General features: G+C 37.9%; 18 protein-coding genes. 10 read left to right on the top strand and 8 right to left on the bottom strand.

Going from position 1 to position 16,996, the window contains the following annotated elements:
• The first annotated feature begins 263 nt into the window (after nt 1-263).
• Together rho and pssA are read left to right on the top strand one after the other, a co-directional pair.
• The gene (gene rho / locus EZ444_RS13170) at nt 264-2,162 is read left to right on the top strand and encodes a transcription termination factor Rho (RefSeq protein ID WP_131609544.1); all 1,899 of its coding nucleotides are present in this window, start codon (nt 264-266) and stop codon (nt 2,160-2,162) included.
• A 2-nt stretch (nt 2,163-2,164) separates the two neighbouring features.
• Complete coding sequence (gene pssA, locus EZ444_RS13165; RefSeq protein WP_131609542.1) at nt 2,165-2,851, top strand: CDP-diacylglycerol--serine O-phosphatidyltransferase; 687 nt, start codon at nt 2,165-2,167, stop codon at nt 2,849-2,851.
• Nucleotides 2,852-2,863: 12 nt separating this feature from the next.
• Here pssA and EZ444_RS13160 read toward each other — a convergent pair whose 3' ends face one another.
• Both EZ444_RS13160 and folK read right to left on the bottom strand, forming a co-directional pair.
• On the bottom strand, nt 2,864-3,244 hold the full coding sequence (locus EZ444_RS13160; protein ID WP_131609540.1) for an Hpt domain-containing protein: 381 nt from the start codon (nt 3,242-3,244) through the stop codon (nt 2,864-2,866).
• Nucleotides 3,245-3,261: 17 nt separating this feature from the next.
• Nucleotides 3,262-3,756 (bottom strand): 2-amino-4-hydroxy-6-hydroxymethyldihydropteridine diphosphokinase, encoded by a 495-nt coding sequence (folK, locus tag EZ444_RS13155; protein WP_131609538.1) that lies wholly within the window; start codon nt 3,754-3,756, stop codon nt 3,262-3,264.
• Between the two features lie 72 nt (nt 3,757-3,828).
• On the opposite strand from folK, the gene sppA reads away from it, so the two are divergent.
• The 7 genes from sppA to EZ444_RS13120 all read left to right on the top strand — a co-directional run bounded on the left by sppA (nt 3,829) and on the right by EZ444_RS13120 (nt 10,958).
• The gene (gene sppA, locus EZ444_RS13150; RefSeq protein ID WP_131609536.1) at nt 3,829-5,601 is read left to right on the top strand and encodes a signal peptide peptidase SppA; all 1,773 of its coding nucleotides are present in this window, start codon (nt 3,829-3,831) and stop codon (nt 5,599-5,601) included.
• A 71-nt stretch (nt 5,602-5,672) separates the two neighbouring features.
• Nucleotides 5,673-7,367 carry a DNA polymerase/3'-5' exonuclease PolX gene (locus EZ444_RS13145; RefSeq protein ID WP_131609533.1) on the top strand — a complete coding sequence of 565 codons (1,695 nt, stop codon included), beginning with the start codon at nt 5,673-5,675 and terminating at the stop codon, nt 7,365-7,367.
• 37 nt (nt 7,368-7,404) lie between these two features.
• The gene (gene rfaE1, locus EZ444_RS13140) at nt 7,405-8,385 is read left to right on the top strand and encodes a D-glycero-beta-D-manno-heptose-7-phosphate kinase (protein ID WP_131609531.1); all 981 of its coding nucleotides are present in this window, start codon (nt 7,405-7,407) and stop codon (nt 8,383-8,385) included.
• Nucleotides 8,386-8,390: 5 nt separating this feature from the next.
• Complete coding sequence (gene gmhA, locus EZ444_RS13135) at nt 8,391-8,948, top strand: D-sedoheptulose 7-phosphate isomerase (RefSeq protein ID WP_131609529.1); 558 nt, start codon at nt 8,391-8,393, stop codon at nt 8,946-8,948.
• Nucleotide 8,949: 1 nt separating this feature from the next.
• Nucleotides 8,950-9,447 carry a D-glycero-beta-D-manno-heptose 1-phosphate adenylyltransferase gene (gene rfaE2 / locus EZ444_RS13130; RefSeq protein ID WP_131609527.1) on the top strand — a complete coding sequence of 166 codons (498 nt, stop codon included), beginning with the start codon at nt 8,950-8,952 and terminating at the stop codon, nt 9,445-9,447.
• Nucleotides 9,448-9,505: 58 nt separating this feature from the next.
• Complete coding sequence (locus EZ444_RS13125; RefSeq protein ID WP_225874723.1) at nt 9,506-10,444, top strand: glycosyltransferase family 9 protein; 939 nt, start codon at nt 9,506-9,508, stop codon at nt 10,442-10,444.
• A 13-nt stretch (nt 10,445-10,457) separates the two neighbouring features.
• The gene (locus EZ444_RS13120; protein ID WP_131609524.1) at nt 10,458-10,958 is read left to right on the top strand and encodes a SixA phosphatase family protein; all 501 of its coding nucleotides are present in this window, start codon (nt 10,458-10,460) and stop codon (nt 10,956-10,958) included.
• On the opposite strand, the gene EZ444_RS13115 is transcribed toward EZ444_RS13120, so the two are convergent.
• The 5 genes from EZ444_RS13115 to EZ444_RS27220 all read right to left on the bottom strand — a co-directional run bounded on the left by EZ444_RS13115 (nt 10,955) and on the right by EZ444_RS27220 (nt 15,730).
• Nucleotides 10,955-11,818: an AMP nucleosidase gene (locus EZ444_RS13115; RefSeq protein WP_169472196.1), complete on the bottom strand. Its 864-nt coding sequence runs from the start codon at nt 11,816-11,818 to the stop codon at nt 10,955-10,957. The two genes, EZ444_RS13120 and EZ444_RS13115, sit on opposite strands and share 4 nt — an antisense overlap.
• A 62-nt stretch (nt 11,819-11,880) precedes the next feature.
• Nucleotides 11,881-13,122, bottom strand: a complete 1,242-nt coding sequence (gene clpX / locus EZ444_RS13110) for an ATP-dependent Clp protease ATP-binding subunit ClpX (protein ID WP_131609523.1) — start codon at nt 13,120-13,122, stop codon at nt 11,881-11,883.
• A gap of 3 nt (nt 13,123-13,125) precedes the next feature.
• Entirely contained in the window at nt 13,126-13,818 is a 693-nt protein-coding gene (gene clpP, locus EZ444_RS13105) for an ATP-dependent Clp endopeptidase proteolytic subunit ClpP (RefSeq protein ID WP_131609521.1), read from the bottom strand.
• Nucleotides 13,819-13,998: 180 nt separating this feature from the next.
• Nucleotides 13,999-15,345: a trigger factor gene (gene tig, locus EZ444_RS13100; protein ID WP_131609519.1), complete on the bottom strand. Its 1,347-nt coding sequence runs from the start codon at nt 15,343-15,345 to the stop codon at nt 13,999-14,001.
• A gap of 235 nt (nt 15,346-15,580) precedes the next feature.
• Nucleotides 15,581-15,730 (bottom strand): hypothetical protein, encoded by a 150-nt coding sequence (locus EZ444_RS27220; RefSeq protein WP_165503607.1) that lies wholly within the window; start codon nt 15,728-15,730, stop codon nt 15,581-15,583.
• Between the two features lie 111 nt (nt 15,731-15,841).
• Between EZ444_RS27220 and EZ444_RS13095 the strand changes: the two genes are divergently transcribed.
• Nucleotides 15,842-16,672, top strand: coding sequence for a hypothetical protein (locus EZ444_RS13095; protein WP_131609518.1), 831 nt, complete (start codon nt 15,842-15,844; stop codon nt 16,670-16,672).
• A 57-nt stretch (nt 16,673-16,729) separates the two neighbouring features.
• Here EZ444_RS13095 and EZ444_RS13090 read toward each other — a convergent pair.
• The coding region (locus tag EZ444_RS13090) for a transposase (protein WP_165503563.1) at nt 16,730-16,996 on the bottom strand (267 nt) is incomplete at its 5' end.

Genomic DNA, 16,996 nt, shown 5'->3' with positions numbered 1-16,996 from the left:
TTTCAACTTTTTCTTGGAGATTAGATTTCAAATACATACAATTGCAACATAATTCCCTAAAGTTTATCTGATCATCCCAGAAAATCCCTTAAAATTTTGTTCAATAACACCTTTTATACTTGCATTTTCTGCGTTGTTCAACTGATCCCTTCATGTGTTACCAATCAAAAAAATAATAAGAAATAACACCTGATCGTTTCATTAATGATGAACTTAAATACTTATGAAAATTACTACTTAAAAAATTTCTCCACATCCATATAATGTTTAATAAAACAGAATTAAATGAAAAACTCACCGCAGAATTGCGTGAGATAGCAAAAACTCAAGGCATTCTAAATGCTGATGAATTGCGTAAGGCTGAACTTGTTGAAATTATTGCCCAGATAACAGAACAACAAGCAGAGGCCGAGTCTGCTCCTAAAGCAGCACCTGCAAAGCCAGCAAAAACTAAGGCGGTAAAAGATACTGCCCCAAAGAATAGTCCGGCTAAAGAAACCGCTCCACAAGATGCCTCTCCTGCGCCTGTTGAAAACACGCCAGCTGCAGCACCCGTAAAAAAGGAACGCCAGGTAAAAGAACATGTAGCAAAAGCTAGTCCCGCAGTTAACGTGGAGACTGTTGAAAATATTGAGAACGTTGAAAACGTTACCCCTATAGAGACCGCTGAGCAAAATGAAAAAGATGCTCAAGGTGACAAGCCTGCAAGAAAAAGGGTTCGTTTATCACCGAAGGAGACGGAAGAAAAAACACAAAGACCTTTTAACAGGGCTTCGTTATTTGATCCACAACCTGCTGCCCGTGAAGGTTACAAACAAGACAGGCCTTTTCAAGCTCCTGCTGAATCTCCAGTAGAAACAGCAACTGCTCCATCAGGAGAAGTTAACACAGCAGCAGCGGCTCCAACTGAGATTAAAACCAATGCGCCTGCAAATTTAAATGCAGACCATAATAAGAAACAAAGACCACAAGAAAACAGGCCTAAAAATCAAGGTAATACTGGTGGTCAGCAGAAACAAAACGAAAACAGCTACTCCAACCTTGATTTCGACAACACCATCACTAACGAAGGTGTATTAGAAATTATGCCTGATGGATATGGCTTTTTAAGATCTGCAGATTACAACTACCTTTCTTCACCAGATGATATCTATGTATCACAATCTCAGATAAAATTATTTGGTTTAAAAACAGGTGATACCGTAAAAGGTAGTATCCGTCCACCCAAAGAAGGTGAAAAATACTTCCCATTGGTTAGGGTGGAAACGATCAACGGACGGTTACCTGCTGATGTAAGGGATCGTGTACCGTTTGATTATTTGACGCCATTGTTTCCGACTGAAAGATTAAACCTGTTTACCGAAACAAATAACTATTCGACTCGTATCATCGACTTATTTACCCCAATTGGTAAAGGTCAGCGTGGTCTAATTGTAGCACAGCCTAAAACTGGTAAAACCAATTTACTAAAAGAGGTTGCCAATGCAATTGCTAAAAATCACCCAGAGGTTTATCTGATCATTTTATTGATCGATGAGCGTCCGGAAGAGGTTACTGATATGGCTAGAAGTGTAAGAGCTGAGGTAATTGCCTCTACTTTTGATGAGCCAGCGGAACGTCACGTTAAAATTGCCAACATTGTGCTTGAAAAAGCAAAACGCTTGGTTGAATGTGGACATGATGTGGTTATCCTTTTAGATTCTATTACCAGGTTGGCAAGAGCGTACAATACAACTGCTCCTGCTTCTGGAAAAATCTTATCGGGTGGTGTTGATGCCAATGCATTACACAAACCTAAGCGTTTCTTCGGTGCTGCACGTAACATTGAAAGAGGTGGTTCATTAACCATACTTGCAACTGCATTAACGGATACAGGTTCTAAAATGGATGAGGTAATCTTCGAAGAATTTAAAGGTACTGGTAACATGGAGCTTCAGTTGGATCGTAAATTATCTAACAAACGTATCTTCCCTGCTATCGACATTACAGCATCAAGTACTCGTAGAGACGATCTATTGCACGACAGAGACACGTTACAACGTGTATGGATCTTACGTAACCACTTGGCAGACATGAATGCTCAGGAAGCGATGGAGTTTGTTCAGGCTCAGATAAAGGGTACAAAATCTAATGAAGAGTTCTTAATTTCAATGAATAGCTAATTGTGCTAAAAAAACATATTCCTAATGCCATTACCTGTGCTAACCTATTTTCGGGTTGCATAGGTATTGTTTATGCCTTTAACGGATCTCTTGAAATTGCTGCATACTTTGTGCTGCTTTCGGGTATATTCGATTTTTTTGATGGCTTTGTAGCCCGTTTACTGAACGTAAAATCGGCCATTGGTAAGGAGCTGGATTCCTTGGCTGATGTGGTAAGCTTTGGTTTTTTACCGGGTATAGTGATGTTTCAATTGTTGAAACAAAGTGACTACACTTCCGAGTACTTACCTTATTTTGGATTTATCATCACTGTATTTTCTGCACTAAGGTTAGCTAAATTTAATATTGACACCAGGCAAACAGAGGACTTCATTGGCTTAAACACCCCCATGAATACCTTATTTATTGTATCGCTGCCATTTATACAAAAAGATTATCCTGCATTAATTGGCTCAGCGCCATTATTAGTTGGGCTTATCGTATTGTTAAGCTGGTTATTGGTTAGTGAAATAAAGATTTTCTCCCTAAAATTCAATTCAACAAGCTGGGAACAGAATAAAATCAAATATTTATTCCTTATTTTATCGGTATTGCTTATTCCTTTTTTAAAGTTTGCAGCTGTCCCACTTATACTTGTTTTGTATATCGGTCTATCCCTTGTTCATTTTAGAGGTACAACGGATAAATAAATATTAAAATGGCTAAAGTTGGTTTTGAAGATCTACTTTAGCCTCATCAAGTTGTGCATACAATAGTTCTACAAAAGAGCTGATCTCCTGAAACGCTGCTGGTAATTCCGCTATGTGTTTAAGGTCTCTAGCATTGTTTTCCATCATTTGCATGTGATCTTTGGCATCCTCACGACCTACATAAGAAAATGTTGGCTTTATTTTATGCGCACAATTAGATACCCTTGGCCAATCCTGATCTTCAATTGCCTTCCCTAAATCAGCCATATACAATGGTGTTTGGACTTTAAACATATCTATCATTTCTATGATAAATTCCGCACTATCACCAGACATATCTCTCAAATAGGAAAGATCCAGTGGTTCATTATTTTTTTGTAAGTCGATCATCATAGACAAAACTAACGAAATTATATTTTTGTTACCGACAAATTATCACTTAATCTTTCTAATATTTCCGATACACTTAACTTAAGTACAGGATGGATGTATTTAGGAGCGATTTCGGCCAATGGTTCCAATACAAATTTCCTATACTGCATTTGAGGGTGAGGGACTTGTAGCTTCTCTCCCATATCCACAATCCTGTCTCCGTAAAAAATAACATCAATATCGATCAGTCTTGAACCCCATTTTTGAAGTCTTACTCTACCAAGCTCGGCCTCGATTTCCAGGGCTTTTTCAAGTACCTCCAGTGGACTTAGTATGGTTTTGACCGCTACTGCAATATTTAAGAAAACCGGCTGATCTTCATTGCCCCAGGCTGCAGTTTCGTAGATCGATGATTTTTGAGAAATGGCGCCTATATACCGCTCAATTTCCCTCAATGCATCATTTATGAGTGTATTCCGATCTCCCAAATTACTTCCCAGTAACAAATAAACAATTTCACTATCCAATTCCATACAAAGGCCCAATTAAAAAGGCAAACATATCAACCTTTATTTATCTTTACAAATTAACTATTTACCTATCACATGAGAGAATTTTTCAAGTATGTTTTCGCAACAGTCGTTGGAGTTGTTATTTCAATGGCACTGTTTTTAATCTTCTTTATCGTACTAATTGTTGGTGTTGTAAAGTCTTCTCTAAAGGAAGATAAAGTCAATGTAGCCAGCAATTCAGTGCTATTCCTCAACTTGGATCAGGCCATCACAGAGCGTACCTCCGAAGATCCGCTTTCTAAATTGCCTGTTGTAGGTTCTGAAGAAGACAAGAGTATTGGCTTTAATGATGTGATTCATGCCCTGAAAGAGGCAAAAACAGACGACAACATCAAATGTGTCTACATTAATGTAAGTGCACCACATGCTGGTTTTGCAACCATGCTTGAAATCAGAAATGCATTGATTGATTTTAAAAAGAGTAAAAAGAAAGTCATCGCTTATAGCGAAGTGTATACCCAGGGCGCCTATTACCTTGCCTCGGTAGCCGATAAAATTTACTTAAATCCAGAAGGCGCATTGGAATTTAAAGGCTTGAAATCTGAAACCATGTTCTTTAAAGGCGCGCTTGATAAATTAGGGATTGAAGCCCAAATTGTTAGAGTTGGAAATTATAAAAGCGCTGTTGAGCCTTTCTTTACAGATAAAATGAGTGATAAAAACCGGGAACAGGTAACCGCTTATCTAAATGGTTTGTACGAAACTTTTCTGGAGGGTATTTCCCAAAGTAGAAACATCAGCGCTGCTACATTGCATCAAATTGCAGACGATTATAAGATCCAACAGCCTGCTGATGCAATTGCGTTTAAAATGATTGACGGTCTGAAATATAAAGATGAAATTATTGACGAGCTAAAATCACTTAGTGGAACGGATAAAAAAAAGGATCTTAAAACGGTTACCATTAATGAGTATGCCAGGAATGTAACGGATGAGCCGGACAAATCTGCAAAAAATAAAGTGGCTGTAATTTATGCCAACGGCGATATTATGGGTGGCGAGGGCTCCGATACAAAAATCGGTTCTGAACGCATTTCAAGAGTGATCAGAAAGGCCCGTTTAGACAGTAGCATTAAAGCTATTGTGTTAAGAGTAAACTCTCCAGGTGGCAGTGCCTTAGCATCTGATGTGATTTGGAGAGAAATTGTATTGACAAAAAAGGTGAAACCGGTAATCGCTTCTTTTGGTGATGTTGCCGCCTCTGGTGGTTATTATATTGGCTGCGCCGCCGATTCAATTTTTGTACAACCCAATACAATTACAGGCTCTATTGGTGTATTTGGTGTGATCCCAAATCTTCAGAAATTTTATAATGAAAAACTAGGGATAACCTTTGATGGTGTTAAAACTGGTAAATATGCAGACATCATGAGCACGGACCGCCCAATGACTGCCGGTGAACGTCTAATTATACAAAACGATGTAAACCGTGTGTATGATGCCTTTACCATCCGTGTAGCCAATGGCCGTAAAAAATCAAAAGCATACATAGACAGTATTGCGGGTGGAAGAGTTTGGGTAGGTACTGATGCCGTTAGGATTGGTTTGGCCGACAGAATTGGCAGCTTTAATGATGCAGTCGTTTCTGCAGCTAAAAAGGCTAAAATAAAAGATTACAGCGTTATTGAATATCCTGAAATGCTGGATCCTTTCAAATCACTAATGGATAATACTACCGACAAGGTTAAAACCTATTATGCTAAGCAAGAACTTGGTGCCAATTACTCCATCTATGAGCAAATAAAATCAGTAATATCCAGATCTGGAATACAAGCCAGAATGCCTTTCGACTTTAAAGTTCAGTAGAATAAGCTTCTATAATAAAACATAGGCCATCGTTTCAAAAAAGCGATGGCTTTTTATTAATTTAGCATCCCATGGAAAACAAGACCATTGCCCGTACCTTACGCCTGCTTTCTCAATTGATGGAACTCCACAATGAGAATCCTTTTAAAATTAAATCAGTAGCCAATGCTGCTTTTAAGGTTGACAAATTGCCTTATGCCATTCAAGGTAAAACCCTGGAGGAAATAGCCCAGATTGATGGGCTCGGTAAAAGTATATCGGCCAAGGTATGGGAATTGTTGGAAACAGGATCAATGGCCGAACTACAGGCAATCCTTGCCGAAACACCGGAAGGCATTGTTGAAATGTTAGGAATTAAAGGCATTGGGCCAAAAAAGATTGTGGTGATCTGGAAAGATCTTGGCATTGAAAACATTGGTGAACTTTATTATGCCTGTAACGAAAACAGGTTAATCGAAGCCAAAGGTTTTGGATTGAAAACCCAGGAAGAAATAAAAAAGATCATTGAGTTTAAAATGGCTGCACATGGCAAATTCCTGTACGCTCATGTTGAAGCTTTGGTTAATAAACTATATGCAGACCTTGCGGTTTGGTTAAACACCGTTACTGGCGATCCTTTACTTGGCATAGCGGGTGATTATCGTCGTTGTGTAGAAATCATTGAAGAACTTGAACTGGTTATTGGGGCCAACAGCCCCGAGGAAATACAGGAAAAGATAACTGCATTTAAGGCGATGGCATTTGAGCTGCAAGCCGATGGAACTTATCTAAGCCACAGCGAATTGGGGTTAAAAATCAAACTTACTGTTGTTCAAAAAACCTATTTCTACCTCAATTGGTTTAAACTTACAGGCAATGAACAGCATGTAAATGCAGTATTAGCACTTGCTGGTGAAGGCCCCTTTGAGGATGAACAAGCTATCTATACAAAAGCCGGATTAGCTTTTGTAGCATCGGAGTTAAGAGAAGGTCTTGACGAAATTTTACTGGCCAAAGAAAACAAGTTACCGCTGTTAATTACGGATGAGGATTTGAAAGGAACCTTACATAACCACTCTACCTGGAGCGATGGTGTACATACGCTGGAAGAAATGGCTGTGTATTGTAAAGAAACCCTTAAATTGGAATACTTGGGCATGTGCGATCACTCTAAATCTGCTTTTTATGCCAATGGGCTAAATGAACAACGCATTTATGCGCAGCATCAGGAAATTGATGCCTTAAATGCTAAACTTGCTCCTTTCCGTATTTTTAAAGGCATAGAAAGTGACATCTTATATGATGGCTCACTGGATTATAGTAACGATATACTTAAAACCTTCGACTTTGTAGTTGCCTCTGTCCACAGTATTTTAAGAATGGATGAAGAAAAGGCGACTTCAAGGCTAATTACAGCGATTGAAAACCCCTATACCACCATCTTGGGACACCCTACTGGCAGATTGTTATTGAGCAGAAAAGGTTACCCGATCAATTATGCTAAAGTAATTGATGCCTGTGCAGCAAACAATGTCGTTATAGAGATCAATGCTAATCCGCTAAGACTAGACCTCGACTGGCGTTGGCATCGCTATGCGCTTGAAAAAGGCGTACTGCTTTCCATCAATCCAGATGCGCATAGAAAAGAAGGATTTCATGACATGCATTATGGTGTACTTATCGGCAGGAAAGGTGGTTTAACTGCAAAACAGTGTTTAAACAGCTATTCTCTAACAGAAATAACAGCCCATTTTGAAAGCCGAATAAACAATATTTCATCATTATAAAAGTCATTATGCTTACCTTTGACTTTAATAATTACGCATGCTAACAGAAAAACTATATAATGCCCATCATAACAATACCGTACCGGATATATTAGTTATAGGCGATCTCATGCTAGACCATTACCTATTTGGTTCGGCTAGCAGATTATCACCAGAAGCTCCGGTTCCAATTGTACATACAAATAAAGAATCAAAAATTATTGGTGGTGCAGCTAATGTTGCCAGCAATCTAATTGATCTGGGGGCTAAAGTTTATCTGGGAGGAGTTGTTGGCAATGATACTTTTGCGGAAGATGTAAAAGATCTTTTAATTACAAAGGGAATTGATAGTCAATTAATTATAAAAGACGAAAGTAGAGTAACTACGGTAAAAACCCGTGTTATTGTTGGCAATCATCACATCGTTAGAATTGACAGAGAAGATGTGCACAGTATCTCTTCTGAATTGGAGGCATCCTTTTTTACATATTTAGTCCCTTTCATTCAAAAAGCAGACATTGTTATTTTATCTGATTACAATAAGGGCTTACTTACGCATAGTCTTTCTTTAAAAATTATCAACTACTGCAATAGCATAGGCAAAAAAACTTTAGTAGATCCAAAAGGACTTGATTATAGCAAGTACGAGGGGGCCTACCTTATAAAACCTAACCGCAAAGAATTAACCGAAGCTGCCAAAGCAGAAAGAATCAACACAAACGAGGATTTAGTTAAAGCAGCTCACGTTATTTTAAATGCTACAAAAGCTACTTATCTGATTGTAACGCTTTCAGAAGCTGGAATTGCAATCATCACTAAAGACGATTGCAAAATCTTGCCTGTTGCAGCGACAGAAGTTTATGATGTAACTGGTGCCGGAGACACTGTAATTGCAACACTAGCTTATTGTCTCGCATTAGGATTTGACATTCAAGAAGCTGCAACGGTTGCTAATCATGCGGCATCCATTGTTATAAAACATATTGGTAGTGCAACTACTAACATAGAAGAAATCATTGCATCTTTAAAAACCAATTAACATTCATGGTATTAGAGGAATTAAATCATCATAGGCTAACCATTGATAAAGTCATTTCAAACCTTGTTCCTCAAATTGAAGAAGGTTGTACAATGCTTACCGAAACCTTGTTATCAGGTGCAAAAGTTTTAATCGCTGGAAACGGAGGAAGTGCCGCAGATGCACAACATATTGCTGCTGAATTGACAGGGAGATTTGTAAAAGAACGTAAAGCATTGCCAGCAATTGCACTTACAGTTGATACCTCGGCATTAACTGCAATCAGTAATGATTATGGCTATGATATGGTATTTAAACGCCAGATAGAAGCTTTAGCACGTCCGGAGGATTTATTTATTGCGATATCCACCAGTGGCAATAGTGCAAACATATTAAACGCATTAAAGGCCGCAAAAGAAATGGGCTGTAAAACCCTTGGCTTATCGGGTAGAGATGGTGGTTTGATGAATGATCTTTGCGATTTAAACATTGTAATTCCTGAAAACAATACTGCCAGAATACAAGAAATGCACATTCTTATCGGACATATCCTGTGTAACGCAGTAGATAATTTATACGAGTAATATGAACAAGGATACAAAACAGGTATTAACGCAAAAGATTTTTTCTAAAGATGATCTTGTCGCCAAAACTCAAAGTTGGAAAGCTCAAGGAAAGAAGGTAGTATTTACCAATGGCTGTTTTGATATAATTCATCCTGGTCATATTGCCTATCTTAGTGATGCTGCCAATTTAGGAGACATCTTAATCATTGGCTTGAATACAGACCAATCTGTATGCAAACTAAAAGGGGAAAACAGACCGATCAACAATGAATTTAGTCGCACACAGCTTATCGCTTCTATGTTCTTTGTTGATGCAGTAGTCCTATTTAATGAGGATACGCCACTTGAACTGATTACAGCACTTAAACCTGATGTATTAGTTAAAGGCGGAGATTATAACTTAGACAACATTGTTGGGGCAAAAGAAACGCTGGCTATCGGAGGCGAAGTTAAAGTACTTACTTTCCTGCCTGGGTATTCATCAACCGGCATTATTGAAAAGATAAAAAACACTTAATGAGAGATTAAGCAATTTGGAAACACCTAAAAAGATTCTAGTCATAAGATTTAGCTCTATGGGCGACATCATTTACACTACTCCTGTAGTTAGATGCCTGAAAGAGCAATTACCAAACTGCGAAATCCATTTTATTACCAAACCAGGTTTTAAATATATTTATCAAAACAATCCTTACTTAACTAAGCTTCATACGCTTAAACCAAAGCTATCGGATACCATTAAAGATATCAAAGCCGAAAACTTTGACTTGATCATAGACTTACACAACAACTTACGTACAACTATCATCAAATTAGCAACAGGTCTACCCTCTTCTACTTACAAAAAGGATAGGATAAGCAAATGGCTAGCTTTAAAATTCAAATGGAATAGATTCATATCAAAAGAACATCTGGTTGATCGGTATCTAAAAACTGTAAAGTTTCTTGGTGTAAAAAATGACAACAAGCCTATAGATTATTATGTATCTAAAGCTTATGATTTATCAGATTTTTTACCCGAAACGCATCAGCAAAAGTTTGTTGCTTTTGTGATTGGAGCAACTCATTTCACCAAACGGCTCCCTAATGATAAAATTATAGAAATATGTAAGGGAATAAACCTTCCTATCGTTTTATTGGGAGGAAATGATGTAAAAGAGAATGCGACTATAATTAAGCAAGCCATAGGCGATAAAGTGTATGATACCTGTGGGATTACCAATTTGGATCAATCTGTATTTTTGGTTTCCAAAGCGTATAAAGTAATCGGCTTTGACACTGGCCTTACGCATATTTCTGAAGCATTTGACAGACCACTAGCCTCTATTTGGGGTGGAACAACCCCTGATCTTCTTGGCGTTCATCCTTACAAAATATCTGAATCGTTAATTGTTGGTGAAGACCTTTCCTGCCGACCATGTTCCAAATTTGGTTTAGAAAAATGTCCTTTAGGTCATTTTAAATGTATGAAAAACATTAACACTGATATAGTTGTTAATTTCATAAACTCATAATCTTTGTCCTTGTATGAAACAACTCCTATTAGTTAGACATGGTAAATCGGAATGGGGAAATGCCCATCTTGCAGACTTTGACAGACCTTTAAATCCTAGAGGTCATAGAAATGCACCAGAAATGGCTGCAAGGCTGCTTCAAAAAAACCTTGTCCCACAACAGCTAGTCAGTAGTCCGGCATTAAGAGCCATTACCACGGCCAAACATTTTGCTCAAGCCTGGAAAAAATCTACAGAACAAATAAAAGAGGATCCTTCAATTTACGAAGCGAATGTCAAAACTTTATTGAAAGTGATCAATAACTTTAACAATAAGCATGACTATATCGCTGTTTTTGGACACAATCCTGGGTTCACGGATTTGGTCAATTACCTAAGTGATGCGGATATCTATAACATCCCAACCTGTGGTACAGTATTGATAGAATTTGAGGTTGACGATTGGGCACTGGTAAGCCACCATACCGGTAAGCTTCTCCAGTTTGATTACCCTAAAAGTCCGAACGACGATTAGAAATGTAGGTGTTTAACCGTAAGTCCATTATTAATTAACTGTTTTAACGAATCGATACCTATTTTAAGGTGTGTTTCTACATAAATCGAAGTCACATTACTATCGCTTTCCGTTGTTTTTACACCTTCAGGAATCATCGGTTGGTCTGAAACCAATAGCAATGCACCTGTTGGAATTTTATTCGCAAAGCCAGTCGTAAAAATAGTTGCTGTTTCCATATCCACAGCCATTGCCCTTAAACTTTTAAGGTATTTCTTAAAGCTTTTATCGTGTTCCCAAACCCTACGGTTAGTGGTATAACAAGTTCCCGTCCAGTAATCTCTTGAGTGATCACGTATAGTGGTCGAAATAGCCTTCTGTAGCGCAAAAGCAGGTAAAGCCGGAACTTCTGCTGGTAAGTAATCATTGGACGTCCCCTCGCCTCTTATAGCCGCTATTGGCAAAATCAGATCACCTAGCTGGTTCTTTTTCTTTAATCCACCACATTTACCTAAAAACAATACCGCTTTAGGATGGATGGCGGTAAGTAGATCCATCATCGTTGCGGCTAGTGGACTACCCATTCCAAAATTTATAATAGTGATCCCATTAGCTGTTACACTCTGCATTGGCTTATCTATGCCCATTATTGACGCATTATCATGCCATTCAGAAAACATTTGCACATATTTACTAAAGTTTGTTAGCAATATGTATTGGCCAAATTCCTCCAAGGGTCTTCCAGTATATCTGGGCAACCAATTCCTTACAATTTCTTCTTTGGATTTCAAACCTTTCCTTACTGGAGACTCTACCTCTTTTACTCTTTTCTTCTTTTCCGAAGGTAGCTCTTCTTTCTTTACATCTTTTTCTTCGTTCATATATTCTCCTTTCTAAATAACAATATAAAAAAAAATCCCCGGTAAACCGGGGATTTAAATTTCTAAGCAGCTTTTAACTTTTTAAAGTCGGCCTTTTCAAATTTTTCCACCGCATAATCGAGTGTAATGTTCAATTCCTTGACACTCGTATCCGAAGGGATATCAAACATGGCATCCAACATAATGGCTTCGCAAATAGAACGTAGTCCCCTTGCGCCCAATTTATATTCCATAGCCTTATCAACTATAAAATCTAAAACATCATTATCAAATGAAAGTTTCACATTTTCCAGATCAAACAACTTAACATACTGACGAAACAAAGAGTTCTTAGGTTCAGTAAGAATGTTGCGCAAAGCTTGTTTATCTAAGGGATTAAGGTGAGTTAAAACAGGTACACGACCAATTAACTCAGGGATTAAACCAAATGATTTCAAATCCTGAGGTGTAATGTATTTGTAAAGGTTTTTAAGATCAAGCTCGGCATCATCTTTTTTAACCTTATAACCTACTGCCTGCGTACGCAATCTGTTGGCAATTTTACGTTCAATACCATCAAATGCACCACCGCAAATAAATAAGATATTATTGGTGTTTACTGGGATCATTTTCTGATCTGGGTGCTTACGACCACCTTGAGGTGGAACATTCACTACAGTACCTTCTAAAATCTTCAACAAGGCCTGTTGCACGCCTTCTCCTGAAACATCACGGGTAATAGAAGGATTATCACTTTTACGTGCAACCTTATCTACCTCATCAATGTATACAATTCCACGCTCTGCAGAAGCCACATCGTAATCAGCAGCTTGCAATAAGCGGGTAAGAATACTCTCCACATCTTCACCAACATAGCCAGCCTCAGTAAGTACTGTTGCATCGCAAATGCAAAAAGGCACATGCAATATTTTAGCAATAGTTTTAGCAAGTAAGGTTTTACCGGTACCTGTTTCCCCTACAAGCATGATGTTAGACTTTTCAATTTCTACTTCATCCGCTTTATCTACCTTCTGACCTAACCTTTTATAGTGATTATACACTGCTACCGCAAGTACTTTTTTAGCATCATCCTGACCAATAACATATTGATCAATATGCGCCTTAATTTCCTGTGGTTTCAATAATGTAACCGAAGTATCTAAAGGTTTCGATTTTTTACTCCCTAGTTCTTGTACCAGTAGCTGATTGGCCTGGGTCACACATTTATCGCAGATAAATGCATCCAGTCCTTCAATAAGCATTAAAGTATCCTGCTTACCTGAGCCACAAAAAGAACAACGGGATTCTTTACTTTGTTTTGCCATCTTTTAGTCTTTGTTGCTAGCACCTAGCACTTCATCAATCATTCCGAAGCCTTTTGCTTCATCAGCTTTCATCCAGTAATCACGGTCGGAAGCTTTTTCTACCCACTCATACGATTGTCCAGAGTGGCTTGCAATAATATCGTATAACTCTTTTTTCAATTTAAGCATCTCTCTCAGGTTGATCTCCATATCCGAAGCTACACCTTGCGCGCCACCCGAAGGTTGGTGAATCATCACGCGTGAGTGAGGCAATGCAGCACGTTTGCCTTTAGCACCTGCAACCAGTAATACTGCACCCATAGATGCCGCCATACCTGTACAGATTGTAGCCACATCAGGTGTGATATACTGCATGGTATCATAAATACCTAAACCTGCATATACCGAACCACCAGGTGAGTTGATATAAATCTGGATATCTCTGTTGTTATCGGTAGATTGTAAAAACAACAATTGTGCCTGAATAATATTTGCATTCCCATCATAAATGGCATCACCTAAAAAGATGATACGATCCATCATCAAACGCGAAAACACGTCCATTTGGGCAACATTCAGCTGACGTTCCTCAATAATATAAGGAGTCATGCTCTTTGGTGAATTGTTGGTAGCACCAATAAAACGATCAACATTTAAACCATTAATGCGGTGATGTTTAACTGCGTATTTTCTAAATTCGTCTTTATCTATCTTCATGATTTGTAATTGTTATCTCCTGTAATTCTTTATTCATCAATACTAATAAAACTAAATTGGTAATTTATTGTGGTATTGTAAAATTTGAGTTTCCTTTTATATAAATAAGGCGGCCTTAAATAAAGCCGCCTTATTCGTTATTCTATTAAAAATTAAAACTTTACCGTACAAAAACGGCGCTTATTTTAACTCTATAAATTTATTATAAGCTATATCCTTTTGGTCTAAAGTAGCTACTGATTGAATGTATTCGAAAACTTTAAGCGCTTTCACCTCATCAAAAATACGGTTTGCATTGTCTTTCTCTTTCAAGAAAGTAGCCGTATACTGTGCCAATTGATCTTCTGGCATTGGACTTGGGCTATACATTCTGAACTGCGCATCTAAACGTTGTTTAGCTGTCTGGAAAACATCTTCATATTTAATTTCGATGCTATTGTCTTTAATCAATTTATTCTCGATCAAAGTCCATTTCAGGTTTTTAGCAAAATCATCATAACCTTCAGCCAATTCCTCCTCAGTTAATTTTTCGTTAGTAGCTTTTAACCACTTACGTAAAAATGCATCAGGTAATTCAATATTTACGCTTTCAATCAGTTTAGTGTAGATGTCGTTTTGCAGTTTGCGATCCGCATCCTGTTTAAACATACTTTCAATTTCCTCAGTGATTTTAGCGGTAAAACCAGCCTCGTCAGTCACTACACCTTCACCAAATATTTTATCAAAGAACTCCTGGTTCAAATCAGCTTCCTCTAAACGGTTTACATTTTTAACCGTTACCTGGAATTTAGATTGTAAATCTTTAGCATCTTCTTCGCTGATGTTTAAAATTTTGGCAATGATTACCTCATTTTTATCAAAAGCTTTCTGAATATCAAGTTCTACAACATCATCCTTTTTCAAACCGATTAAAGATTTTAAAATCTTTTTATCTACAACCTGATCTAAACGAATAGATCCTGTTTGTGTAATTCCACCTTCAAAAACTGAACCATCTGCCGAAAGTTGTACTAATTCTGCATAAAGAACGTCATCTTCTGCCGAAACTTCAGGGTTTGTCATTTTGCCATAGCTTCTGCGGATATTTTTGATACGTGCAGCAAGCGTTTCAGCATCAGCTTTAACGTTATATTGAGTAAACTTATCTTTAGAAGTGATCGTTACATCAATTGCCGGAGCAAGTCCTAATTCATAATCAAATTCAAACTCATCCGTGTTATCCCATTTAAATTCTTTAGAATCATCCATTACAGGTAAAGGCTGACCAAGGATTTCTACTTTATTGTCTGTAAGGTGTTTGTTTAATGTCTCACTTAACAAATTATTGATTTCTTCTACAAGAATACTTCTGCCGTACATCTTTTTGATGTGACCTGCAGGAACCATTCCTTTACGGAAACCTGGAAGCGTCGCTTTTTTAGCTTGTTCTTTTATAGCTTTATCAACCTTTTCAGTATAATCTTCAGGCGCAATCTTAATTTTTACAACCGCGTTTAAGTCGTTAATTTTTTCCTGTGTAATGTTCATCTTTCTGAATCAATAATTATTAATATCTATATACAAAAAATCCCCCGTGTTGCGGAGGAAGTTTACTGCGGAAGATCAACTTCCAATCTACCGCTCAAATCTCCCTTTCGAGGGCGCAAATATATGGTTTTTTGTTGATTTCAAAGCCAATAATTGAAAATATTATGCCGCACATTGCCTGATCTTCAGTGCTCCAAAGGCATATAAGATACTTCTTCACAAGATTAAGGTTCCGTCACACCTTATTCCCATCTCCTTCACACCAATACATATCTATTTCATCTACATTCCCCTGCTCTCCGCAATGGAGATTTATGGACAATTTAAGGGTTATATTAAATAGTAAGTCCATAGTAAGTCCATGGTGAGTCCATGTTAACTCCATTTTTTTTATATAAATACTTGGATTTGACATAAATAATATATAGATTTACTATACAGTTATATCTAGCCGTTCCAGAACCTTTTATAATCACTCTCTTAACTCATTATAATTATGGCCATATTTGATGGTAAATTCATCCGCGGAGCTGCCGGGGATGTCATATTTAAAAAACAAGGCAAAAAACAAGTTGTACAAGGCAAGTCTAAAAAGGCGCAAATAGACATGACACAAGCAACATTTGATGCCGCTTTTGTTTTTGGACGGGCAAGTACATTGGCATCATACCTAAGAGCTGGTGCACATGATCTTATAAGCTTCTACGACGGAGGAATGATCTCACGGTTTACGGGCGAATGCAATCAGATCCTCCAGAAAGCTTCTACCGGTAAAGATAATGTCTTCGACTTCAGTCAGGACTACTTTAGTCGTCTCAATGGTTTTGAATTTAACGGGGAATCGCCCGTAAAAAACTATTTGTTTGCACAACCCATGGTCAGCCTTACTGAACAACAGGTAACCATAGATCTGCCAGAGATGCAGATTCCCAAAGATTTAAAATTTCCGACAAAAGCCAAGTACTGCACCGTTGCTTTTAGCGTAACACTATTTGACCTGAATAATGAAAGGTATGAAGGTCAGAAAATACAGTCCTTTGAAATTGAACTCAATGGCCAGCCCTTTACAATTCCTGTACGACAATTGAATTTTAAAGGTACTCCCGGTGCGCTGTGTGTAATTGCCTTGGGCTTATATTATTCTGAAAAAACATTCGCAGGGAAAGCGGTAATCAACAATAAAGAGCTAAGCCCATCCGCGATATTAAAAGCAGCATTTTGTCCGGGAGAAATCGAAATCCAGGAAACTTGGGATCAAATGGTATTCAACGAAAAAAAGAAACGGAAGAAGTTAGATAAGAAGAAAAAAAAGGCAACTGATCAATAAGTCGCACCAAATTCACAGTATGAATGGATCAAGCGGAATTCTTGGGGGGAAGGAAATTTAAGCATAGATTTTAGATAGTCTGAATAGGAAAAATTTAACATCTCTGACCCCTCTGGAAGTTGCTCTGAAAGCTTTCACCTTAGCATTGAACGATTCTGCAGAAGCATTTGTACTCCTGTTGACAAAGAAGTTGACGATGGAGAAGCGATGTGTTTGAATAGATCTTGCCACGGTTTTAAAAGCTTCAATTCCACTATCTTCCACATGATTGTACCATAAGGCTAATCTGGTAAAAGCAAGATCTCTTTGCGTACAATTCTTAAA

The sequence above is a fragment of the Pedobacter hiemivivus genome, assembly GCF_004331685.1.
Classification (GTDB): Bacteria; Bacteroidota; Bacteroidia; order Sphingobacteriales; family Sphingobacteriaceae; genus Pedobacter; species Pedobacter hiemivivus.
Note: the sequence above shows the minus strand (reverse complement) of the source record. Positions and strands in the feature narration are given on the sequence as shown.